Source organism: Providencia sp. 2023EL-00965, from assembly GCF_033550225.1.
GTDB lineage: Bacteria > Pseudomonadota > Gammaproteobacteria > Enterobacterales > Enterobacteriaceae > Providencia > Providencia manganoxydans.
Map to the genome: position 1 here is coordinate 191,306 of NZ_JAWUEH010000003.1, position 24,948 is coordinate 216,253.

Annotated in this window: 22 protein-coding genes; 19 read left to right on the plus strand and 3 right to left on the minus strand. The window is 37.5% G+C overall.

The genetic code is table 11. From position 1 onward, the window contains the following. Positions 1-307: 307 nt before the first annotated feature. The 3 genes from SC428_RS06050 (at position 308) to SC428_RS06060 (ending at position 4,351) form a co-directional block, all read left to right on the plus strand. Positions 308-607 carry an HdeA/HdeB family chaperone gene (locus SC428_RS06050; RefSeq protein ID WP_070928883.1) on the plus strand — a complete coding sequence of 100 codons (300 nt, stop codon included), beginning with the start codon at positions 308-310 and terminating at the stop codon, positions 605-607. Positions 608-982: 375 nt separating this feature from the next. Next, positions 983-3,187 carry a TonB-dependent siderophore receptor gene (locus SC428_RS06055; protein ID WP_140185844.1) on the plus strand — a complete coding sequence of 735 codons (2,205 nt, stop codon included), beginning with the start codon at positions 983-985 and terminating at the stop codon, positions 3,185-3,187. Positions 3,188-3,250: 63 nt separating this feature from the next. Next, the gene (locus SC428_RS06060; protein ID WP_070928881.1) at positions 3,251-4,351 is read left to right on the plus strand and encodes an ABC transporter substrate-binding protein; all 1,101 of its coding nucleotides are present in this window, start codon (positions 3,251-3,253) and stop codon (positions 4,349-4,351) included. Between the two features lie 197 nt (positions 4,352-4,548). Here SC428_RS06060 and SC428_RS06065 read toward each other — a convergent pair whose 3' ends face one another. Continuing rightward, the gene (locus SC428_RS06065) at positions 4,549-5,442 is read right to left on the minus strand and encodes a LysR family transcriptional regulator (RefSeq protein ID WP_070928880.1); all 894 of its coding nucleotides are present in this window, start codon (positions 5,440-5,442) and stop codon (positions 4,549-4,551) included. A 98-nt stretch (positions 5,443-5,540) separates the two neighbouring features. Here SC428_RS06065 and SC428_RS06070 point away from each other — a divergent pair, with 98 nt between their 5' ends. The 16 genes from SC428_RS06070 to SC428_RS06145 all read left to right on the plus strand — a co-directional run bounded on the left by SC428_RS06070 (position 5,541) and on the right by SC428_RS06145 (position 20,984). Then, positions 5,541-6,878 (plus strand): MFS transporter, encoded by a 1,338-nt coding sequence (locus SC428_RS06070; protein ID WP_318706349.1) that lies wholly within the window; start codon positions 5,541-5,543, stop codon positions 6,876-6,878. Beyond that, positions 6,875-7,267: a hypothetical protein gene (locus tag SC428_RS06075; RefSeq protein ID WP_272580692.1), complete on the plus strand. Its 393-nt coding sequence runs from the start codon at positions 6,875-6,877 to the stop codon at positions 7,265-7,267. Before SC428_RS06070 ends, SC428_RS06075 begins: the two co-directional genes overlap by 4 nt. Before the next feature lie 292 nt (positions 7,268-7,559). Next, positions 7,560-8,264 (plus strand): GntR family transcriptional regulator, encoded by a 705-nt coding sequence (locus tag SC428_RS06080; RefSeq protein ID WP_318706353.1) that lies wholly within the window; start codon positions 7,560-7,562, stop codon positions 8,262-8,264. An 11-nt stretch (positions 8,265-8,275) separates the two neighbouring features. After that, complete coding sequence (locus SC428_RS06085; protein WP_140180377.1) at positions 8,276-8,713, plus strand: PTS sugar transporter subunit IIA; 438 nt, start codon at positions 8,276-8,278, stop codon at positions 8,711-8,713. A 4-nt stretch (positions 8,714-8,717) separates the two neighbouring features. Further along, positions 8,718-9,497, plus strand: coding sequence for a PTS sugar transporter subunit IIC (locus SC428_RS06090; RefSeq protein WP_318706356.1), 780 nt, complete (start codon positions 8,718-8,720; stop codon positions 9,495-9,497). Continuing rightward, positions 9,490-10,269, plus strand: a complete 780-nt coding sequence (locus SC428_RS06095) for a PTS system mannose/fructose/sorbose family transporter subunit IID (protein ID WP_070928877.1) — start codon at positions 9,490-9,492, stop codon at positions 10,267-10,269. Before SC428_RS06090 ends, SC428_RS06095 begins: the two co-directional genes overlap by 8 nt. 13 nt (positions 10,270-10,282) lie before the next feature. Then, positions 10,283-10,768, plus strand: coding sequence for a PTS sugar transporter subunit IIB (locus tag SC428_RS06100; RefSeq protein ID WP_318706359.1), 486 nt, complete (start codon positions 10,283-10,285; stop codon positions 10,766-10,768). 9 nt (positions 10,769-10,777) lie between these two features. Beyond that, positions 10,778-11,491, plus strand: coding sequence for a sugar isomerase domain-containing protein (locus SC428_RS06105; RefSeq protein WP_318706361.1), 714 nt, complete (start codon positions 10,778-10,780; stop codon positions 11,489-11,491). A 9-nt stretch (positions 11,492-11,500) separates the two neighbouring features. Next, positions 11,501-12,655: a glycoside hydrolase family 88 protein gene (locus SC428_RS06110; RefSeq protein WP_318706363.1), complete on the plus strand. Its 1,155-nt coding sequence runs from the start codon at positions 11,501-11,503 to the stop codon at positions 12,653-12,655. Continuing rightward, positions 12,655-13,404 (plus strand): SIS domain-containing protein, encoded by a 750-nt coding sequence (locus SC428_RS06115; protein ID WP_070928874.1) that lies wholly within the window; start codon positions 12,655-12,657, stop codon positions 13,402-13,404. Before SC428_RS06110 ends, SC428_RS06115 begins: the two co-directional genes overlap by 1 nt. A gap of 224 nt (positions 13,405-13,628) precedes the next feature. Next, complete coding sequence (locus SC428_RS06120; RefSeq protein ID WP_233445641.1) at positions 13,629-15,065, plus strand: OprD family outer membrane porin; 1,437 nt, start codon at positions 13,629-13,631, stop codon at positions 15,063-15,065. Positions 15,066-15,103: 38 nt separating this feature from the next. Then, positions 15,104-15,865 carry a 2-dehydro-3-deoxy-D-gluconate 5-dehydrogenase KduD gene (gene kduD / locus SC428_RS06125; protein ID WP_318706366.1) on the plus strand — a complete coding sequence of 254 codons (762 nt, stop codon included), beginning with the start codon at positions 15,104-15,106 and terminating at the stop codon, positions 15,863-15,865. A 226-nt stretch (positions 15,866-16,091) separates the two neighbouring features. Next, positions 16,092-16,733, plus strand: a complete 642-nt coding sequence (locus SC428_RS06130; protein ID WP_318706368.1) for an RpiB/LacA/LacB family sugar-phosphate isomerase — start codon at positions 16,092-16,094, stop codon at positions 16,731-16,733. Positions 16,734-17,199: 466 nt separating this feature from the next. Further along, positions 17,200-18,600: a hypothetical protein gene (locus tag SC428_RS06135; protein WP_318706370.1), complete on the plus strand. Its 1,401-nt coding sequence runs from the start codon at positions 17,200-17,202 to the stop codon at positions 18,598-18,600. 1 nt (position 18,601) lies between these two features. Next, on the plus strand, positions 18,602-19,309 hold the full coding sequence (locus SC428_RS06140; RefSeq protein WP_318706372.1) for a class I SAM-dependent methyltransferase: 708 nt from the start codon (positions 18,602-18,604) through the stop codon (positions 19,307-19,309). A gap of 208 nt (positions 19,310-19,517) precedes the next feature. After that, positions 19,518-20,984, plus strand: coding sequence for an MFS transporter (locus SC428_RS06145; RefSeq protein WP_318706374.1), 1,467 nt, complete (start codon positions 19,518-19,520; stop codon positions 20,982-20,984). A gap of 75 nt (positions 20,985-21,059) precedes the next feature. Here the strand turns inward: SC428_RS06145 and rpoD are convergent, their stop codons facing one another. Together rpoD and dnaG are read right to left on the minus strand one after the other, a co-directional pair. Further along, positions 21,060-22,967, minus strand: coding sequence for an RNA polymerase sigma factor RpoD (rpoD, locus tag SC428_RS06150; protein ID WP_081335972.1), 1,908 nt, complete (start codon positions 22,965-22,967; stop codon positions 21,060-21,062). 119 nt (positions 22,968-23,086) lie between these two features. After that, on the minus strand, positions 23,087-24,832 hold the full coding sequence (gene dnaG, locus SC428_RS06155) for a DNA primase (RefSeq protein ID WP_318706376.1): 1,746 nt from the start codon (positions 24,830-24,832) through the stop codon (positions 23,087-23,089). Between the last annotated feature and the right edge of the window lie 116 nt (positions 24,833-24,948).

The window sequence follows — 24,948 nt, forward strand, 5'->3', positions numbered from 1 at the left end:
TGAATTCTCGATGAGTATATTAATAATAATCTATATTTGATTACTAAAATTTTAAAGCATTATTTATATTGATGTGTTTATTATTGTTGTTATTCAGGCATTATTCTTTTTATTATATCATTAAACATTTAACTTGCTTTATTTTAACTATCAAAATAAGACTGTATGAAGTTTGGTGAGTTTGTGATAAAAATAAACATAGCCACATATACTCTGAATAATTCAAGGTACAGCTTACTAATAACACTGTAATTTGAAATATGATGGGTAAAGTTATGCACGATTAATACACTATAGAGGGTCTATAATGAAAAAGATTGTTATCTCTAGCGTTTTGGCTGCAATGGCAGCATTTTCTGTTAATGCGATGGCTGCCGATTCAAACGTGGTTACGCCTGAGAAGATGACTTGTCAGGAATATATTAATCTCAACCCACAAAGTTGGGCGCCAGTCGCGTTATGGATCACGAATACTGAGACTCAATTTAAAGGCGGTGATTACGTTGCTCTGACTGAGCAAAGTGTTGCTGAAGCACCTCAAATTGTTGAATTCTGTAAGAAGAATCCAGAAGGGACTCTGCAAGATTATTTAGCATCAAAGAAATAAGCTAAATTTTACTGATTAAAGCCTTGTTAATTAGGTGTTTGCTTTTACTATAATCAAAAGCAAACACCAGATATTAAGTGCCAAATAGGGTTTTTAACAGGAGCAGTCATGATCTATTTCCTAACAAGTCATCTATCTTTGATGATCGAGCAAGCTCCAATGAGCTTAATTTTCACATTATCCCGTCCCATATTTTTTCTATTCACCTATTAACCATAGATTTTTCTATGACAATTTTTACGTATTTGCCCTGAAAATTTTCATAACAATGATAATAGTTCTTAATTGTATGTGTATTATCAGTTAAGATTAGCCTCTATATTGTTAAGTGGCTGACTTACTAAAAACATAACGACATATTAGGATCTTAGATTAATGAAAATTAAGCATCTTTGGGTACTCTCTCCGTGCCTTGCTTCATTTATTGCACCAGTTACATTCGCAGCAGAAAACAAACAAGATGAAATGACTGTATCAGCAACTCGCTCTTACCGCAGTGTGTCTGAAATGGCGCAAACGACATGGGTAATAGATAACGCTGAAATTGAACAGCAAGCTGAAGGTGGCAAAGAGTTAAAAGATATTCTGTCACAGCTGATCCCCGGTATGAGTGTCAGTGGCCAAGGTCGTACTAATTACGGCATGAATATGCGTGGGCGCTCAATGATTGTGATGGTGGATGGCGTACGTTTAAATTCTTCGCGTAGTGATAGTCGCCAATTAGATTCTATTGATCCGTTTAATATTAATCACATTGAGGTTATTTCTGGGGCGACTTCTCTATATGGCGGAGGTAGCAGCGGTGGATTAATTAATATTGTCACCAAAAAAGGCCAAGAAGAGAAACAAGTTGATCTGCAAATTGGCGGTAAAACTGGTTTTAATAATGGCAAAGATCATGATGAAAATGTTGCTGCGGCAATGAGTGGTGGTAATGAAAACGCCCACGGTCGTTTATCTGTTGCCTATCAACGTTATGGCGGTTGGTATGATGGTAAAGGCAAGGCAATTAATATTGATAATACACAAACGGGTCTACAGTTTTCTGATCGCTTGGATGTAATGGGCGCAGGGGTTATTGATATTGATGATAATCAGCAGTTACAAGCCACGGTTCAATATTATAAAAGTGAGTCCGATGGAAAACATGGCCTTTATTTAGGTAAAGATTTTGCGGCGGTGAAAGGCCAAGGCGAAGCTTACAATAGTAGTAAATTAAACTCAGATCGTTTACCCGGTACTGAGCGCCATATGTTGAATTTACAATATTCAAATGGCGATCTTTGGGGGCAAGATTTTGTTGCTCAAGTTTATTATCGGGACGAATCACAAAAGTTTTATCCATTTCCTACTTTAAATAAAGCAAAGGATGTGACCAGTATTAGTGCTTCCGATCAAAAAACCAATTTCTATGGTACTAAGCTGACGTTTAATAGTGAGCCTGTCGATAATTTGACGCTGACTTATGGTGCTGACGCTGAACACGAACAATTTCGTGCTAACCAAATGTTCTTTAACTTAGATAAAGCAAAAGAATCAGGCGGTATGGATTTGAAAAAAGCCTATCAAGTTGGGCGTTATCCAAGTTATACCACAACCAATATGGCTGCTTTTTTACAGAGCAGTTACGATATTAATCCAATATTCACCTTAAGCGGTGGAGTGCGTTACCAATATACTGAAAACAAAGTTGATAGCTTTGTTGGGTATGCACAACAACAGCAAATTGCTGAAGGTAAAATTAAATCTGCTGATGCAGTACCGGGTGGTAACACCGATTATAACAACTTATTATTTAACGCAGGTCTATTAGTTAATTTAACGGAAGATCAGCAAACATGGTTTAATTTCTCTCAAGGTTTCGAAATCCCTGATATCGCTAAATATTATGGCACAGGGAAATATGCGCCAACAGCTGATGCGAATGGGCATTTGGCATTAGAAAATAGTGTGAATATTAACGACACTAAAGTGAAAGGTATTAAAGTTGACTCTTATGAACTAGGGTGGCGTTATACCGGTGAAAACTTGCGTACACAAATTGCTGCTTATTATTCATTATCAGATAGAAGTTATGACATTAATAGCACAGATATGACGATTTATATGAAGTCAGATAAACGTCGTATTTATGGTGTGGAAGGAGCGGTTGATTATTTCTTTGATGATAGCGATTGGAGTGTGGGTAGTAACTTTAATCTGCAAAAATCAGAAACTAAAGTCGATGGCAAATGGGAAAAATGGAGTGTCAAATTTGCTAGTCCATCAAAAGTCACGGCATATGTTGGCTGGGATCCTAACGACTGGTCACTGCGTTTACAAAGTCAGCAAACCTTCAATATGTCTGATGCCGATGGTAACAAACTCGATGGTTATAATACCGTGGATTTCTTAGGCAGTTATTTATTACCAGTTGGCAAGGTCAGCTTTGCAGTCGAAAACTTACTGGATGAAGACTACACCACAATTTGGGGGCAGCGTGCACCTAAGTTATATAGTCCTAATTATGGTGCGGCAGACTTGTATACCTATAAAGGTCGAGGCAGAACATTTGCGCTTAATTATAGTGTGACGTTTTAAGTTGAATGTTAGATGAGTCATCTTAATCATTGATGGCTCATTTTTACTTAATGAGGTTGTCCAATGAAATGGCTATTAACTGGGCTACTATGTTTAGCCAGTATGATTGCATCAGCTAAAACACCAACAGTCGTTACGGATTTGCAAGGCCGCAAGGTAAGCCTAGAGCTTCCCGTCGATAAATTATTTTTGATTGATGGACGAGATGTTTTGTCAGTCGATATTGCGGCAGGGCAAGAGGGGGTATCACGTATTATCGGTTGGAGTGATTCCTTAGAACAATATGCGCCGGATCTAAAACAGGCTTATTTTTCAGCGCTTCCTGAATTAGCAAAAATACCGACATTAAGAAAAACGCGCGAAACTGGCATTCAAATTGAAAAGCTACTTGAGCTAACGCCTGAAGTAGTATTAATGCATAAATCTAATTATGCCGCGATGCGCGACAGCCAATTTATGCCACAATTAGAGGCGGCTGGGATCAAAGTTATTTTTATTGATTTCCGTATGGATATCGCCAATAACACGCCAAAAAGTATTGTGTTATTAGGTGAGCTATTAGGGGCTCAGGAGCGCGCAAACAATTTTGCAAAATTGTATCAAGAAAAATTAGCAGCAATTGAAGGGCAGTTGAAACAACCTTATCCATCAGTATTAATTGAGGCAAATGCCGGTTTATTTACTGATAGTTGCTGCCAACTTTATGGACGTTCTGGTTTTGGCGTGCTTGCTAGCCTTGCGGGTGGTAAAAATCTTGTTGAAGACAGTTTCCCTGCAAAAGGCGCCGAAAGCTCGATTGAAAATATTATTAGCTTAAATCCTGACTTTTATTTGTTAACCGGAGCAGATTGGCAGAATTTTAATCGCCGCTCAACAGCAGTTAAGTTAGGTTATGGGGCAGATGCAACCGTTGCTAAAAAGCAATTAGCTAAATTAGTAGAGCGCCAAGGAATTTCATCGCTGACAGCGGTAAAAGATAAACATGTTATGGCGGTTTATCACAATTTCTATAATAATCCGATGAATATTTTTGCAATTGAGGCAATGGCCAAGTTTATGCACCCGCAGACTTTTGCAACTTTAGAGCCAGAGCAAAATTTGCAGGAATTCCTACGGCAGTTTACTGCGATTAAAACTGATGGAGTGTTTTGGATATCCCTCTGATTTAATGCCGTGTTGTATACAACACGGCTGAGGTTGCTGACGAAGCGGGATAAAAGCGTGGTTTTTCCCGCTTCGTGTTATCAGCCGAAAATCAATAAATTGATTTTCCTCGTTTATTTCAAAACCCCCTAACGACTGCCGCCAAACATGATATGTTTGTCAACAGTCTGTGCCGTGTTGTATACAATACGGCTTTTTTACAAAGTAAATCTTTCCACTAAATAATCAATAAATGCACGTGTTTTTGCAGCTAGTGAAATGGTACTTGGATAAAGTAATTGTATATTTTGTGTGGGGAGATTGTACTCAGGTAATATTCTGACCAAACGGCCTAATTGAATATCTTCATCGACCAACCACGAGGGGCAAATAGCTAACCCTAATGATGCGATTGTCATTTGATGGATAACCGCCGCAGAATTGGATTCATATTGGCTTTTAATGATGGGGAGTGCTTGTTTTTCACCTTGCTGATTTTGCAAAACATATTGAGTATCTTGCCAATTTAATAACGAGTGTGTAATCCAAGGTACTTGGGCTAAATCCGCAATATGGTTGATTGGATATCTTTTGATAAATTGTGGTGATGCAACAATATAGATGGAGTATTCACCTATTTTTCGCGTTTTCAGTGAAGAACTTTTTAAGTTACCTAAACGTATTGCTAGGTCTAATTTTTCTGTCACTAAATCATCTAATGAAGAGTTAAAACTGTATTGTAATCGTAGTTTTGGGTAAAGGCGGCAAAACTCAGGTAGCAAAGGTAAAATATAACGCTGTCCAAATTCATTGGTTGATGAAAAACGTAATAACCCTGTCACACTGCTGCCTAAGTTTTGGCTTCTTTCAAAGGCTTCCTCGATATTTAATTGAATGCGTTTGAAGTCATCATAAAAATGCTTTCCTGCTTCTGTAAGCGCGATATTCCGCGTATTACGGGTCAATAAACTGACATTTAATTGACTTTCGAGCTGCTTGATATCAATGCTTACCATGGAACGGCTGAGCCCTAATATATCCGCTGCTTTGGTAAATGATCCGGAATCAACCACTTGAAGGAATGTCGCTATTTGCTTGAGATTTTTCTGCATAATTACAATGATTGTTTGTTTTTATTAAACAATGAGTTTAATCCTCTTGCATCGACAAAGGAAGGGGCTAACACTACTCTTTGTCGCCGGAGGTTGTTATGTCTTATCGATATAAAATTGCGACAATATTTTTGTTAGGGTTCTTTATTGATTGTATAAACATTTTTATGTCAGCAATTGCATTGCCTGATATTGCTCAAGTATTTTCAACCAGTCAATCAATGGTTGCTTGGGTAGCAAATAGTTATATTTTAGGTTTAGTATTAATTATGCCTATTAGTTTATGGCTAGCAGGGCGGTTTGGTAATCAAAAGCTATTATGTTTTTCTATGCTGTTATTCTCAATCAGCGCTTTATTGTGTGGTTTGAGTTATTCGATTTATAGTTTGATTTTTTGGCGGTTTATTCAAGGGATATCTGGAGGATTATTGATCCCTGTGGGTCAGGCGTTAGTTTTTGCCTTATTTCCAAATAAAGAACGTCATCGTATTTCCACTATGATTATGACAGTTGCGTTGATAGCCCCTGCGTTTTCACCTGCGCTAGGTGGAATGATCATTGATAGCCTATCTTGGCGTTGGGTGTTTTATGCGAATTTGCCTTTTTCATTACTCGCTGCGGCTTTGGCGTGGTTATGGATTAATAATAGTGAACGACAGCGAAGGGAAAAACCAGATGTATTCGGTTTACTGCTAGTGACTGTCAGCTTGCTGTTGTTATTGTTATCATTTTCTCTTTATAACGATTATCACAACTTATCGCTAGCTATAGGAAGTCTATTTTTATCCGCAATTATCTTTGCTTTTTATATTAAGTATGCGCAGAAATGTGCAGCGCCCATTTTAAACTTTCAGCTATTGCGCAATAGTAATTTACGTAATGCTTTTATTGTCTATTACGCGGTTCCGGGGGTATTTACTGGAGTTAATTTACTCAATATTTTTAACTTGCAAACTAATTTGCATTTTAATGCAGGCCAGACAGGTATGTTCATGTTGCTATATGCGGCTGGCGCATTAGTTTCTATGGTGAGTGGTGGTTATTTATATCATCATATTGGTAAAAAGCGTTTATTTTTCATTGGAATATTACTACATAGTATAGGGATAGCGCTGTTATTTACTGTCTCTAGCCGTACTGATCTTATTCAACTGGTTATTGCTTATTTACTAATGGGAGCAGGTGGTGGAATAGCCGCTAATACCGCGCAGATTAGTTCATTGTTGGATTTTTCGGGTAAAGATTTATTGCAGGGCAGTGTGTTATGGAATATCAATCGGCAAGTCGCTTTTAGTGTCGGCACCGTAGTGCTGATTTCCATTTTCAGTCTAGTGAGTGCACAGAGTGATTTACTTCGTTATCAGTACACCTTTTTTATTGCAGCAATACTGAGTTTGTTGTCGTTAATTTTTATTCTTAGAGAGAAAAGCGCATGAGTAATATGAATAAAGCAGTTCAAAGTGTTATCGAGTTGCATGAGTTAATTGAAAATGTTTTTACGGGTCATAAGCCTGATGATCTAAATAAGCTATTAGAGAGCTTCGATAGCAACTTTAAAATGGTTACTATGGGCGGTGATTGTATAGGATTGGCGCAGGTAAATGCATTGTTCAGTAATAATATTGGAGCTAAGCCTTCTTTGAAGATCACCCCTGACAATATCGAACCTATTTTGGAAGTTGGTGAATATTGTTGGTTACAGTATCGTGAATTACATGAGTTAGATGATTCTCGATTGCTACGAACTTCTACGGTTTGTATTCGAATACAAGACGAGCAATGTTTCTGGACTTATTTGCATGAAACGCCAATAGTCAAAAAATAGTTTATTTATTAGTTGGTTAGGTTTTATTTCGTATGAAACTAGCCAACTATAACTTAATTACATCATTCACTTCTCTGCTCCCTTTCTGACTTTTTTGCTCTTTTTTCGATAAAAATCTGCCTTTGATAGCTTTGAACAAGGAAAATTTGTGATCGAGTTATTGTTTTAAATAAATACTTAACCGGTTAACCGGTTAAGTTGGCTTTTAGGGTTTACTGCAAAAAACATTGTTGTATGATGAAACTCATAAACTAATGCTGATCACATTGAAAAGTTAATAAGAGATTTTTAAATGCACCGTGCTAAGTACCAACTAATCAAAGATGAGTTACTAGAAGAGATAAATTCGGGTTTGTTTAAACCAGGGCAAAAATTCTATAGTGAATCAGAATTAAAAAGCCGTTATGGCGTGAGTACAGCGACAATTTTACGTGCGATTCAAGAGCTGGTAAATGAAGAGTATATTGTTCGTTATCAAGGAAAAGGATCTTTTGTTTCTAAAGCAAAACGTAATGAGAGAATTATTTTTTCTGAAACCGATAATCAGTTAGTGGGTATTCAATCGATTAAAATGGTTTCTTGCACGTTAGAAAATGAAACTGAAATTGTAGATAAGTTAAAAATTCAACAAGATGGGCAGTATTATAAAATTGTGAGAGCACGTTATAACAATAAAAAACCATTTGCTATTCAAGTTTCACATATTTGCTCTTCTTATATTAAAGATGAAAGTCTTTTAAAAAGCGGTTCTTATCAGTCTCTGTATGAATTATTAAGAGACAGTAATAACTTAGATATGTATTCAATGCCTTTTACACAAACTATTGATATTACAAAGGTGATACCACAACAGTTTAGTGATTATTTGCAATTAGCCGAAGATACCCCTGTGGTATTAATGAGACGTTTGACCTTAAATAATGATAAAGAGGTTATTGAATATGTTGAAACTTATAAAACAATTGATACATTTCACATTGAAATAAGAAATACCTAGAAGGAATATTTATGACAAGTATTCTACTGATTTCTCATGAAGGATACGCAAGTGGAACTAAAAAAGCTGTCGAACTGATATTAGGAGAACAAGATAATGTCGATTATCACGAATTAACCGGTGAGAAAGGCATTGAGATATTTAAAGACGAACTTAACATAAAAATTAATCAATTAATAAAAGATAAAAATAATCTAATTATTGTTTCTGATTTAAAGAATGGTACCCCTTACAACTGTGCATTATCAATAATTGCTAGTAATGATTTATGGGACTATACGCATTTATTTACAGGGATGAATTTAAATTTAATTCTAGAAATTATTATGGCTGATGAGGAAGTATTAAAAGAAGAATCTCAGAAACAAATTCTTTTAACAGCAAAAGAAGGCCTATTTCAAATGAATAAAAAAACATGGGATAAACAATGTAGTGAACAAGAGGAATAATTAAATGGAACATGTTCAGTTTTGGCAAATTATTCTTTTAACACTTTATTCTGGTTTTGCAATCTACGATGGAAACAATACAACATTAGGTTTAGTTAAGCCAAGTATGGCGGGTTTCTTTGCTGGCCTAATTATGGGGGATGTCACAACAGGTTTATTTATTGGCGGCACATTAAACTTGTTGGTTTTGGGTGTAGGTAACTTTGGTGGTGCATCCATACCTGATTATATGACTGGGGCGGTGCTAGGCACTACTTTCGCTATCATGAGTGGCGAAGGCGCTGAGTTCGGTGCAACTATTGCAGTACCTATTGGCTTATTGATGGTGCAATTGGATATTTTAGCGCGTTTTACTAATACCTTTATTCACCATAAAGCCGATTCGTTGATTGAACGCGGTAATATCAAACTGGCATCAAGAATGAACTTAGTTGGGCAGTTACCGATTTCTCTATCTCGCATGATACCGGTATTCCTTGCATTAGTTCTTGGTTCCGCATTTGTGAATAATGTTGTACAGCATGTTCCAGAGTCCATTATGAATGGATTAAAAGTCTCGGGAGGTATGTTACCTGCATTAGGTATTGCGATATTGATGCGTTACTTGCCAATTAAGAAAAATATATCATTCCTGATACTTGGATTCTTCTTAGCCGCCTATTTATCAGTACCTATCTTAGGTGCGGCAATAATCGGTTTAGCTGTCGCGATTTATATCTTTAATGCAGACAATCAAAAAGCTCAGCTAGCTCAAAAAACAAGTGGGGATATGGGTGATGAATAAATCAATTAAAAAAGTATTCTGGCGCTGGTTTTTATTTGGGCAATGTGGCTGGAACTATGAAAAAATGCAGGGTTTGGGTTATTTATACAGTATCTATCCTTTCTTAAAAGAAAAATATAAAGATCCCGAAGAATTAAAACAAGCAGCAAAAGTACACAGTCAGTTTTTCAATACTAATAATACGATGGCACCAGCAATTTTGGGTGTAGACCTCGCATTAGAAGAAAAGAAAGGCTTAGAAAGTAAAGATGCGATTGTCGGTGTCAAAACTGGTTTAATGGGTCCATTGGCAGGGATTGGTGATACGTTATTCTTTGTCATACCAACAACGATTATCGGTTCGATAGCTTCTTACATGGCATTACAGGGCAACCCAGCAGGATTATTACTATGGGTGATGTTCTTCTTTATTCGTTTACTGTTTATGCGCTATAGCATTGGTAAAGGTTACCAAGAAGGATTAAACCTATTAGGCTCTTTAACCAATAGTTTAAATAAAATTACTCGTGCAGCCAATATATTAGGGTTAACTGTTATTGGGGCATTAATACCTTCGGTAGTAAAAGCTAAGTTAGGTTTTGAATTCCATTATGGTGAAATTTCATTAAAGCTACAGGATGTCGCCAATCAATTAATGCCGGGATTAGTGCCATTACTCGTTGTTTTATTAACTTATTGGTTACTCGGTCTTAAAAGAATGAACTCTACGCGAGTGATATTTATTTTAATGTTTATTGGTGTGGTTGGTTATAACCTTAATATTCTTAGTTAATTAGGATGCTGTTATGAAAGGTATTGTACATATTCGCGTTGATGACCGCTTAATTCATGGGCAAGTTGCGACTCGTTGGGTCAGTCACTTTAATGCAAATCGTATTATGATCATTGATGATGCGGTTGCAGCCAACGATATTGAGAAAATGATGTTACGCAGTGCGGCACCAGATGGATGTAATACGTCGATTCTTGCTCGTGAAACGGCATTTAATAATATCAGCCAAGGTAATTATGAAAATCAAAAGGTGCTAATTTTAGTTAAAACACCTGAGATTGCTTTGCAGATGTTAAATAGTGGCTTAGCGGTTAAACAGCTAAATATCGGTAATATGTCGAACAAGGATGATAGAAAACAAATTAAGCGCTCAGTCAGTATTAGTGATAGCGAATTGGAGATTATTCGTGAGCTATTAGAAAGAGGGGTGAGTGTGACAGCACAAATGACCCCTGAAGAGCCTGATGCGGATATCAGTACTTTTCTTAAAGGGATGTAAGGTTGTTTTATGAGCGATAATCAAAAAAAGTATTATGAAAGTGTGATTAATACGCTTGAACGCGTGTATTTAACTCAGCAAAACACTATCGCTAAAGCGGCAGAAATTTTTGCACAATGTGTTCGTCAAAAAGGAGTTATTTACGGCTTTGGATCGGGGCACTCTTTTGCGGCGGCGGTGGAGCTTGCAGGTAGAGCAGGTGGCCTAGTTAATACACGTGCGATTGAACAATTCTATGGCCATATGGGATGGTTAGATTCAGTGGCTGGTACTGGCGATGTTTTTGCTAATTTAATTGATATTCGCCCCAATGATTGTTTTGTGATGGTTTCTAATTCAGGGACTAAGCCGTTACATATTGAGTTAGCAAAAAATATTAAAGATAAAGGTAATGATCTGATAGTGATTTCCAGTGGTATTTCATCGGTAGATCCTGTTGATGCAAACTTAGCGGGTATTAATGGCGTTGCCGATGTGGTGATTGATAATCATAGCCCAAAAGGGGATTGCACGATAAATATTGATAACGGAAAAATCATGACAGGGCCGGTCTCGTCGATGACTAATGCTTATATTGTTAATAGTATTGTGATCAAGTGCATTGATATTCTCTTGCTGGACGGCATTGAGCCACCTGTGATGAGAAGCATTAATCAACCGGGCGGTAAAGAATATAACCAAAGGTTATTAACTGAGTATCGTGAGCGGATATTTACAATCTAGGAGCGATTAATGTCTGATTACCCATTTATACATCATTTGCCAGCGCCATTAACTCAAGAAGAAATCGCTGATGAACTGAGTTTGCTGTGTAAAAAGCTAAAACAGAATATGGGAAAATTTTCTGAACAGTTCCCTTCTGCGTGTGCTCAAAATAATCAATATCGAATTAAAGGTAATGATGATTGGACGAATGGTTTTTGGACAGGGATGCAAGCCATTGCTTATGAATTCACGCTAGATGATGATTTTCTGAATGGTGTTCGTCGTAATATTGCCAGCTTTGAACAGCGATTAACAAACCATTTTATCCTTGATCACCATGATATCGGTTTTTTATACAGTTTATCTGCTGGCGCTTATAAGGAAATCATGGGCAATAGTGATGTTGATGCGATGATTGTTGCTGCTGCTGACGTCTTATTGGCTCGCTTTCACCAAGATGCTGGTTTTATTCAAGCATGGGGAAAGATGAATGAAGAGCAAGAGTATCGTTTGATTATTGATTCACTGATTAACTTACCTTTGCTGTTTACAGCGAGTCAGATAAGTGGTGATGATAAATATCAACAGGCAGCTAAACGGCATTTTAATCATGTGGTTCAGAATATTTTTCGTGATAACTACTCTAGTCATCACACTTACTATTTTGACCCTGAAACTAAATTACCGTCACACGGCCGCACCTTTCAGGGCTTCAGTGATAGTTCTTGTTGGGCCAGAGGGCAAGCGTGGGCGATCCTTGGTTTACCGCTAAATTGGCGCATCGGCAGCATTTGGCCCGATGGATCGTTATATGAGCGTATCTGTGATTATTTTTTTGCTCATTTACCTGAAGATGCCATTCCTTATTGGGATCTCAGTTTTACTGCGGCAGATCAGCAATCAAGGGATACATCAGCATTAGTTATCGTGATTTGTGGATTACTTGAAGCACAACGCTTCTTTCCACATAAAAATTACACAGTATTAGCAAGCCAATTATTAAATGCAGTAAAACAATTTGCATCAGCAAGCCATGATAAAGATTGTGAAGGTTTATTAAAACATGGTGTTTATGCATATAGCCATAATAAAGGGATAAATGAATGTAATTTATGGGGCGATTACTATTATATGGAAGCACTCTATCGATTATATAACCCGAATTGGAAAGGATATTGGTAATGAGTCATATTAATAACTATTTAAATATTGTAAAAGATAAACTGACATTTTTAGCTGAAGACCAACAACAAAATATAAATCAAGTTGCCAATAAACTTGCTGATGTTATCCGTCAAGGTGGTATTATTTATTTCTTTGGTTGTGGACACTCACATATTTTCGGTGAAGATGTATTTTATCGGGCGGGTGGGTTAGCACCTGTTAGACCAATTTTAATTGAGCCATTAATGCTTCATGAAGGCGCTGCTCGCTCATCTAAATTAGAAAAACAAAATAATTATATTTTACCTTATTTAGTTGATTATAAAATTACTGAAAAAGATGCATTAATTGTTATTTCAACATCGGGGATCAATCCTGTGCCGATTGATGTCGCACAGTGGGGCCGGCAGCATGGCGCTTATACCGTTGCCATTACTAGCTCTGTATACGCTGACACTTTTCAGTCTAAGCACACGTCAGGTCAGCATTTACGTGATTGTGCCGATCAGGTTATTGATAATAATGTTCCTATCGGTGATGCAGTATTAAAAGCCAGTGAGCAGGAACCTCCGTTTTCGCCGATTTCGTCCATGTTAGGTATTTTTCTTGTGCAAGGAATATTTGCTGAAGTGATATTTAATCTTAGTGAAGAACAGTGCAGTTTACCCATATTTTTAAGTGGTAATATTCCTGATTCAGATAAACATAATTTAGATTTAATTAATCAATATGGAGGGCGCATTCCTGAATTAATTAATGGTCTATAAAATAGTAAAACAAAATAATCAAAAATATTAATTGCTATATTCTAAATAATTCGAGATGCAGCTAGGCGACAAGTGAGCGAGTCGCTGGGAGCCTACATAAATAGGTGACTAGTGTGAGTGAACGTCGTCAATAACGCCGCAACTTGAAGTATGACGAGTATATTTATGCAATAGGATAATCTATTGCTAATAATTCTAATAAGTTTAATTCGATGGTGAAATCCATGTTAAAACCTACACTAAAAAACACAGCATTTAAAAAATCGATTTTATTCTTAGTATTAATGGGTGTTATACAGTCAGCCAACGCCGATGGGAAATTAATTGCTACTAATGAATCAAATGATTCTGATTTTTATCGTGCTATTTATACTGATGCTTCACTTGATGTTAATTCAAATCTTTATGTCAGATATCGAGCGGTTAAAAGTAAAAATACAGGAAATTATGGTTTAGGGGCTGGGGGAATTAAAAACCAAACTGCCTTATTAGCCCTTAATTATAAATCAGGTTATTACAAAGATGTGATTGGTTTTGATTTTTGGGGCGGAGCCAATATTAAATTAGGTAATACTGTTGGGCAATCGGAAATTCTTTATTACAACTATAGTTGTAATGGTGATGGGCAATTTTCACCTTGTGAAGAGTCAAGCGCGAGTGTGTCAACGGCAGCGGTAAAATTGAAATATGGTAATGATATTGCCAAATTCAAAATGTCAGCGGGGTTTACCCCGATAAATTCAGGAACGATAAAAAGTAGTTGGGGGCTAAACCCTCACTCTTATCGCGGTTTTGACAGTGCATTATCGATTGATAATTTCACATTAACTTATGCATGGGCTGATAGATTTAAAAACGATTGGAGTCGTGATTTTAAACCGATGACCACAACATGGCATCAAAATAATGCCGCTGGCCTTAATGATAATGGCAACATTATTAAAAAAGGTCATGTGATTGACTATATTCACACTGTCGGTGCGGTGTATGACTTTGGTCATGCGAAGATAGATGCGGGCTATGGTGAAGGTAAAGACTATCGTCGCAACTGGCAATTACAGTTGGAACGTTCAGATAATTTATCTACAGACACTTCATTGCAGACTAAAGTTTTTTATCAAGGTGCTCGGTATATTGATGGTATCGCCCCTGTTCAATCACCAAAGACCGAATATTACGTCAGTGCAGGGCTGAATTTAAAACATAAAAATACCACTTGGTCTTTAGGTTATAGCCAAAACTATGCACCACAAACGGCTGATTATAATTTTAGATTAACACCGTGGGCGAACTCCGATAAGCGTGACTACCAAGCCACGCTTTCACAATTGGAAGACTATAATGCATCAGGTACCCATGCGGTAAGACTCGGCGTTACCCATAATTTTGCAGATTATAACCTGCCTGAATTTACGATGGGCTTAGCAGGAACCTATGGTTGGCATGTGGTTTCTGATACCAGCAAAATAAACTCACAACGCGATTATGACGGCAAGATGCGCTCACTTGATTTATTAATGCGTTATAACGTCGAAAGCGGTGCCGCAAAAGGTTTGTCAGTCACCTTGTTACCTGCGTTATTAAGAACAACAGAGACAAATTATAAAACTTCACGTAATGACGTGAAATTTATCGTCGGCTATAGCGTCAATATTTTTTAAGAATAAGCGCTTAATAGCAAATTAAATTGGGGGAAATAATGAATATGGATTTATTCAGTTTAACCGGCAAAACTGCCATCGTCACTGGCTGTAATACAGGTTTAGGGCAGGCAATTGCCCTAGGACTCGCGAAGGCGGGATGCAATATTTTAGGGGTAAACCGTTCATTACCCGTTGAAACACAGCAACAAGTGGAAGCGGTCGGCCGAAAATTTGTCAATGTAGAAGCCGATCTGACAAAGACCGAATGTATTCCACATATTATTGAACGTGCTGTTAGTGAATTTAAGCATATTGATATTCTTGTAAATAATGCAGGCATTATTCGCCGTGAAGATGCAATTAATTTCACTGAAGAGGATTGGGATGATGTGATGAATGTGAATTTAAAGTCAGTATTCTTTTTATCACAAGCCGTCGCCAAACAATTTATTACTCAAAACTCAGGCGGCAAAATTATTAATATTGCCTCTATGTTGTCATTTCAAGGTGGTATTCGTGTGCCATCTTATACGGCATCGAAAAGCGGTGTATTAGGGATCACTCGTTTATTAGCCAACGAATGGGCTAAATATAATATTAACGTTAATGCCATCGCTCCCGGTTATTTCGCAACGAATAATACAGCGGCTTTGCGTGCAGATGAAAAACGTAATCAAGAAATTGTTGATCGTATTCCAGCAGGGCGTTGGGGAACACCGGATGATTTAGCGGGGCCATGTGTATTTTTAGCTTCAGAAGCCGCCAATTACATTCACGGTTATACGATAGCGGTGGATGGTGGGTGGTTGGCTCGCTAATTCCCTCGTCATACTTCGAGTTATCACGTTGTTGGCTGCATTCGGATATCCTCATTTGCCGCCTAGATATAACTCGAATTATTTAGAGGGAAGTGAGGTGAAGGATATTTAGTAAAACTATTGAGCGGTCGATTATTTTTAGATTTTTAATTTAACTAAAAATTGAATCAGTATGTAGCATTTGCCAGTAAATAAACTGGCACAATAAATGACGATAGGAGTCACAATGAAAATTGCATTAATGATGGAAAATAGCCAAGCGGCAAAAAACGCGGTTATTTTTAACGAGCTGAATACCGTTAGCTCCTCATTAGGCCACCAAGCATTCAACGTGGGCATGAAAGATGAACATGACCACCATTTGACTTATATCCATCTTGGGATCATGGCAAGTTTATTACTTAACTCGAAAGCGGTGGATTTTGTTGTTGCAGGTTGTGGAACAGGGCAGGGCGCTTTAATGTCGCTTAATTTACATCCAGGCGTGGTTTGTGGTTACTGTTTAGAGCCTTCAGATGCTTTTTTGTTTAATCAAATCAATAACGGTAATGCGATTTCAATGGCATTTGCGAAAGGCTATGGCTGGGGGGCAGAGCTTAATGTTCGCTATATTTTTGAGAAAGCATTCACGGGTGAACGTGGCCAAGGCTATCCTCTTGAGCGCGCAGAGCCGCAACGCTGTAATGCCGCGATTTTAAATGAAGTGAAAGCGGCCATTGTCAAAGAAAACTATTTAGATACGCTGCGTGCTATGGATCAAAGTTTAGTGAAAACAGCAGTTATGGGCAGTCAGTTCCAAGAGTGCTTTTTTGCCCATTGCCAAAATGAAGAAATCGCAGCATATGTACGTTCTCTGATTGTGACGTAATATACGCGTGTGCTTCGAATAATACGGTTGTTGACTATAATTTGCATTATCATAGATTATAGTCATATCTGCATTTTCAAAATGGAATGTTTAATTGTGTAGAGATCCCTTCTTCATTAAGGTCAGCATAGCCTAGATTATCTGTTTTGCACTATAAAGGTTACTTAATATGCAGTTCTAGGTAACCTTTTTATTTTTATATCTAGTGATTTTTCTAGAGGTTTCTACTATCCATTTGATTAGTATTGATTTTATTTTTTTTGGGGTGTTATTTAATCATTGTTTTTCAAGATAAGTTATAATTTTACCCTTTTTTAAAGGGTTAGTGATTGCAGTCTAACATGTGAGTATGTTAGTTTTTAGGTGTGCGGATGTAAAGTAGCTCTATATTTTTTCTTTTCAATATTAATGGTAAGCTTAGCACATTGGGGATAGGTACTGTATATCATTAGAAATGAGAATAGATATGAGAATTACGACTAATATTAAAAATGATTCCACGAATAGTGATGTAGCTATAAGTATTGACAAGTTTTTCCAATTTATTATTGTTGGAGACATTATTGATGGAGAGTGCGATGTCATCATTTATAATGCAATAGCATTTCATTACAATGAAACAGTTAATAACTCTAAACTTATTGTTGGGTTTAATATTAATGATGATGATGATGTTGAGTTACAACATAAAGACATGTCATTCTTTTATAAAGATGAAGCGATTATTAAACAGTTTTGGGGGAAAAACTCCAAATTTTCAAAATCATATAAAGAATTAATTGAAGAGCTATTTAAGGAAAAAGATAATGGTTTTAGTGGTGAATTAAATGATGCTGATAATATTAATAAGATAATTGATTGTTTTAATGATTCGAGTAAGACTTCTGGTGCTCTTTATATTACTGAAAAAAAAGATGTTATTAAAGATATAATCATATTTCCATTATCAATAGGTGAGTCAACTCACGATGTGGTTTTATGTGATATTTTTGAAAAGCTAAATAATGATTTAAAGTGCGCTGCCTCCAATGGTTATTGGTTTAAAACAAAATTTAAACATAAAATAGAAAATAACCATCAAGGGTTTAAAATAAAAGCATCAATATCATTGGATAATGCGAAATTTAAATCGCCTGATTTTAAAATATATATTCAAACGAACGAAAAATATGACATTAAATATAATGAATCATCAATTGATGGTAAAGTGGTACATATAGAAAAAGTTTACTCTCAAAATAGCTTGAATTATTTTAAAGAATGGATATATGATGGAATTAATAAGTCTTCATTGTTTAGACTTAATAATAATAATGAAATTGATAAGGAAATAAATGAAAATATTGTTAAGTTTAACTCATCCATTCAATTTGAGGATATTTTTGCATCTCGAAGAAGAGAGATAAATATATTGATTTTTAGTATTATACTATCTCTTATTTGTTCTATAGGCTTAGATGTAACTAGGCAAGATAAAATTGTATTTGGAAATATCTTTCCAAGAGGATTTAACTTGAGTTTAGACGCATTATGGCTGATTGCATGTTTATCCTTAGCTGTTAAAGTTTTTTTCTATAAAATATCTAAAGTTAAATTAATTGTCAAATTGTTATTGTTTTGTCCTGCTTTTATATGGTTTTCAGTTTATTTTTTATTTTCATTTAATGATGAACGTTATACGTGCAATGATTTTACTTATGGCGATAGTTTATTATGCCTAGGATACTTACAAAAAAAATTATTTCTTTCTGATATTATTATTTTTGGCACTATTCTATTTTTAATGGTTCTTAATTTTTTTAAGTCATCATGGGTTTTTAAATTAAAGTATAGTAAAAAACTAATGAATAAAATATTTGGTGAATAGTATGGAAATATTTAATAATTTATTATATGTGAAAAATCCTTTAGGGGATATAATTATGTACAATGATAAGCCATACTATCGGTATATGGATAAAATTTACATACCAAATCCACCTAGCGAGCTGAATGATATTGATGTCAGTAGTTTATCTGAAATAAGGATAAAACTGAATGGTGATGTTATTGATTACGACTATACTAAGTCAATAATAAAATATTTGATCGTTAAATCCGATATTAAAGATTTTGACAGTATTATAGATTTTGGTTGTGGTGGAGGAATTTCTGCTGATGTAATTAAATCAATGGATATAAAATTGTCATCTATAACTGGATTGGATTTGTGCCCACTTGCAATAAAGACAGCTATTAATAATTATAGAGAAAAACTGCTTATTGGAGAGGCTAGTTTTTTCGGAAATAATAGTAAAATTAATAAAGATGATGAGAGTATTGATGCGATAATATCTAGTTTTGTGATGCATTTTAATATTTATGATTCACAAATAAATGAATTGTACCGAGTATTAAAGAAGGAAGGAAAGATTGTATATAATGATTATGTATACTATAAATATCCAGGTCATTCAAAAAAAATAATTAAAAAATTAGAGCTTGCTGGTTTTAGCGTAACCAAATATGTTGAGGAATTTAAAATTCCTTCCGAGAATTTAATAAAAAAACATCTAATAGTAACTGCGATAAAATAATAAAACCCTCCTTAACTAAGGAGGGCTATTTTATTAAATTTAATATTTTACATTAGATTTGGTGAATTATTTTTAGTAGCCAATTGTACATATCTTATTTTAGCTAACGTATAAATATGTTCCAGTAAGAAGTACCTATAGAATAAAATTGACCGTCGGTCGGTCGTAATTTATGATGCCTACATCATGGAACATGAAGGCAATAAAAATGAAACGTATTTTTTTGATTACCGCGGCCTGCCTAGGCACTTTTATGGCAACGTTGGATATCAGTATTGTTAATGTCGCATTACCTGCGATCCAAAAAGATCTCAATGCGGATATGGGGATGCTACAGTGGATTATTGACTCCTATGCATTGTGCTTATCCGCTCTGATCCTCTCTGTCGGACCTATTAGTGATCGCTATGGGCGTAAGAAAATTTGGTTATGTGGGATCGCTGTCTTTGTTGTTGGTTCAGCGATTTGTGCATTGGCAAATACCCCCCAAGTACTGATTTTAGGACGGATTATTCAAGGGATCGCTGCCGCGGCATTAATCCCCGGAGCGTTGTCGATCATCACACAAGCATTCAGTAATGATATTGAGCGAATAAAAATTATTGGTATATGGTCTGCGGTAAGTGCATTGTCGTTGATTATCGGTCCGATATTAGGTGGCTTTTTGGTTGATATATTGGATTGGCCAACTATTTTTCTGATCAATATTCCTTTAGGGATTGTGACATTAGTATTAGGTGGCTTGGGTATTTCTGAGAGTGCAGATCCTGATAAAGCGGCGTTTGACCCTTTAGGGCAGATTTTGAGTATCATTATGCTAGGTAGCATCACCTTTGGCTTAATTGAGGCGGGCGAATTTGGCTGGACAAGCTTTATCACTCTAGGTGGGATGGGGCTTGGTTTATTGGCTCTTATTGGTTTTATTATTATAGAAACAAAGGTAGAGCGCCCATTATTCCCTATTTTTTTATTTAAAACTAATCGGTTTTTCTTTCAATACAACATGGCTTCTTTTGCGTTAGGTTTTGCGACCTATAGCAATGTGTTCTTTATTGCTTTATTTTTACAAAAGGGACAAGGGTGGGGCGCCTTTGAAGCTGGATTACGCATGGCGCCTGAGTTTGTGGCTATGGCTCTATTTTCATTTTCTTTTGGCCGTCTTTCAGGTTTTATCAGTGTTCGTCACTTAATGATGTTTGGTTTTGTGTTGATTGCAGCTGCTTCGATTGTTCTTGGTTATGTATCGACAGATACTGCTTATTTACCGATCGCAGTGACTTTATTTGTGCTTGGTACAGGAATGGGGATGTCCACCCCTGCAATAGGCGCTCTGATTATGGGGAGTGTTGATAAAGCGTACTCAGGGATTGCTTCCGCAGTAATGAATGCGCTCAGGCAAACAGGGATGACGTTAGGAATTGCGTTGCTAGGTACTTTAATGACACATCGTGCTGTGAGCCAATTAATTGACGATCAATCGCTTGTTTCAATATTACCAAATCAAGATTTTAGTCAATTAATTAACGATGCTTCGCTGATAACACAACCTTATATAGAACACGCAGTACGCTGTGCATTTACATCTGGTTTTAATGTCGCGATGTTGGGAGGGGCAGTAGCGATTGGTTTAACGTTATTGCTGATGGTAAAACGTGGGAAGGTGAGTCGAGCTTAAATACACAAACACCTGCCGAAGCAGGTGTTTTAGACTACTGACAAACGTATTTTGTTTGTCGACAGGCACTATGACTTACTCATCAAGGAAGCTGCGTAACACTTCTGAGCGGCTTGGGTGACGCAATTTACGTAATGCTTTAGCTTCGATCTGACGAATACGCTCACGCGTAACATCGAACTGTTTACCCACTTCCTCTAAGGTGTGGTCAGTGTTCATATCGATACCAAAACGCATACGCAGTACTTTTGCTTCACGCGCGGTTAGACCGGCTAAGACTTCATGAGTTGCTGAACGCAGGCTCTCTGAAGTGGCTGAGTCTAATGGTAGCTCTAAAGTGGTATCTTCAATGAAGTCGCCCAGATGTGAATCTTCATCATCACCGATTGGGGTTTCCATTGAGATTGGTTCTTTAGCGATTTTCAGTACTTTACGGATCTTATCTTCCGGCATTAGCATGCGTTCCGCTAATTCTTCAGGTGAAGGTTCACGGCCCATTTCTTGCAGCATTTGACGAGAGATACGGTTCAGTTTGTTGATAGTTTCAATCATGTGAACCGGTATACGGATAGTACGAGCCTGATCCGCAATCGAACGCGTAATTGCCTGACGGATCCACCAAGTTGCATAAGTTGAGAATTTGTAACCACGGCGATATTCAAACTTATCTACCGCTTTCATCAAACCAATGTTACCTTCTTGGATCAGGTCAAGGAACTGCAAGCCACGGTTGGTGTATTTCTTCGCAATCGAAATAACCAGACGTAAGTTTGCTTCAACCATCTCTTTTTTCGCACGGCGAGCTTTCGCTTCACCGATAGACATACGACGGTTGATATCTTTGACTTGCTCAATGGTTAAGCCAGTTTCTTCTTCGATTTGACGGAGCCTTTGTAGGCAACGCAGAATTTCTTCTTCAACATCTAACAGTTTTTCAGACCATGGCTTGTTCATCGCTTTAGCTGCGGTTAACCAAGTCTCGCTAGTTTCATTACCACTAAACAGGGTGATAAAGTTTTTCTTCGGCATTTTGCACTGTTCAACACACAGTTTCATGATGGTACGTTCTTGGAAACGAACTCTGTCCATCATTTCACGCATGTTATTGACCAGATAGTCAAACTGCTTAGGCACTAAACGGAACTGTTTGAAGACTTCTGAAAGTTCTTCAATAGCAACAGCTGTTTGGGCATTGCTGCGGCCAAACTGTTTAATGTGTTGACGAGTTTTTTCGTACTGCACGCGCAGTTCGCTGAATTTTTCACGGGCTAATTCAGGATCGATGCTGTTATCGTCATCGCTATCGCTGTCATCGCCGTCTTCATCGTCTTCATCTTCATCATCGTCTTTATCTAACTCTTCTTGAGGAAGCTCTGAACCAACGTGAGTTGCAGTTGGTGCTAAATCTTCTTCAGCGTTAGGATCGACGAAACCAGTAATTAGGTCAGATAGGCGGCTTTCGCCAGCTTCTACGCGATCATACTGTTCAAGTAAGTAGGTAATGGCTTCAGGGTATTCTGCAACAGAACACTGGACTTGGTTGATGCCATCTTCGATACGTTTTGCAATGTCGATCTCACCTTCACGGGTTAAGAGTTCGACGGTGCCCATTTCACGCATATACATGCGCACAGGGTCAGTAGTACGACCAATTTCACTTTCAACACTGGATAGAACTTGTGCAGCGGCTTCTGCTGCGTCTTCGTCCGTATCGGAAGTGGTTTCAGCGAGTATCAAATCATCGGCGTCAGGTGCTTCTTCCATGACCTGGATGCCCATGTCATTAATCATTTGGATGATATCTTCAATCTGATCTGAATCGACGATATCTTCCGGCAGATGGTCGTTGACCTCAGCATAGGTTAAGTAACCTTGCTCTTTACCCTTGGTTACGAGTAGCTTAAGCTGCGACTGCGGGTTTTGCTCCATAAGACGGTATCCACACTTCTGAGTATTTAGATTGGTGTCGGTCGGCGAAACAATCGGCCAACAAGAACATTCAAAGGAGTTTTTTTATTTTGTTATGCTACGCTCCTTTAATTTCGTAGCAGTTTACAGGCATTTGCCTTTGGTAAATCGGCACTTAAGCCGTTTGGTATTCTTTATGTTTTCACACGGGAAAGCGTGATCAAGCGGACTTCTGCGCGCTCTTCAGGGGTCAGCCCTTCCGTTCGTTCTTTCGCTATCAAATAGTCGAAACGCTCATCAAGCGCGCTATTAAACAGATGGTTTAACGCATCTTTAAATGTTTTTTCCGCGATCTCCTCTATCTCTATATCGTTCCAAGTTGCCAGTTTTTCAAGTTGATTAGCAAATTTATTGTCACGATACAGCTCAAGTAACTGCCCAGTTGTTAATCCAGGGTTGGAACGGCAAACATCTACCAGCTCCTGAAAAAGAGAAAGCCCCGGCATTTGGATATGGGCAATTCCCTCTAATGAGGGAACGAACTCAGAGAAGTTCGGATTTTGTACCAACAAAGCGATTAAAATACGCATTGTGGTTGGCTTTAATTTTGGCGCTTGGTAACTTACCGGTTCAGTACTCTCTCTATCAATCATAGCAAGAACCTGAGAAATATCCGGTATACCGATAAAATTTCCTAGCTCTTGAGCCATATAAAGGCGCAATGTTTCACCAGGTATTTGTTTTATCAAAGGGATCGCCAGCTTACTAAATTTTGCGCGTCCCTCCTGCGTTTTTAGATCAACCTGAGGCACGAGCGAGTCAAACAGAAATGAAGATAATGTTTGTGCATCATTCATTCTCAACTCAAATGCATCTTTGCCTTCTTTGCGGACTAAAGAATCAGGATCTTCGCCATCAGGTAAAAACATAAAACGCAATTGGCGACCATCAGTTAAATAAGGTAGGGCATGTTCAAGTGCCCGCCACGCAGCTTCTCTGCCTGCGCGGTCGCCATCATAACAACAAATAACAGTATCAGTTGAACGATAGAGCAACTGAATGTGTTCAGAAGTTGTTGAGGTACCCAGTGATGCCACCGCATAGCGAATGCCATATTGAGCCAATGCAACAACATCCATATAACCTTCAACAACCAACAATTTAGCAATTTCACTGCTATTTTGGGTTGCTTCATAAAGGCCAAATAATTGACGGCCTTTATGAAAAATATCCGTTTCTGGTGAGTTTAAGTATTTCGGTAACGCATCACCAAGAACACGACCACCAAACGCGATAACACGACCACGGCGATCCCGAATAGGGAACATGATTCGCTCTCTAAAGCGGTCATAAGTACGGCCGTTATCATTAGTCACCAACATACCTGCATCATCAAGCTGTTTGCGACTCTCTGGGTTTACAGCAAATTTTTTGAGCAGATTATCCCACCCCGCAGGGGCAAAACCGATTGAAAAATGCTCAATAATTTCTGTGCTTAAACCACGTTGGCTTAAATAATCTTTGGCTTTATTCGCCGATGGATGACTTAAGGCAGCGTGGTAAAACAGGTTTATTTTCTCCATCAATTGGTACAAATTTTGCCGTTGATGAAGTTCGATTTGACTGGTACCAGTCCCTGTTTCATAAGGAACATCGAGACCATGTAAGGCGGACAGTTCTTCGATGGCTTCGACAAAATCTAATTTGTCGTAATTCATCAAAAAATCAATCGCATTGCCATGAGCACCACAGCCAAAGCAGTAATAAAACTGCCTTTCACTATTCACCGTGAAAGAAGGTGTTTTTTCGTTATGGAACGGACAGCACGCGTGATGGTTTTTACCCTGTTTTTTTAACGGGACTTTTGCATCAACTAAATCGATGATGTCGGTTCTCGCTAACAAATCATTGATAAATGAACGCGGGATTCGTCCAGCCATAAGCCTCTTTTTCGCCTGTTGATGAACGATAATAAGCCGCGCTTCCCTCAGGAAAGCACGGCCTTTAACTGCTTACTAGTACTGCCTGCTATGATTGCGGTAGGCACCGCGACCAA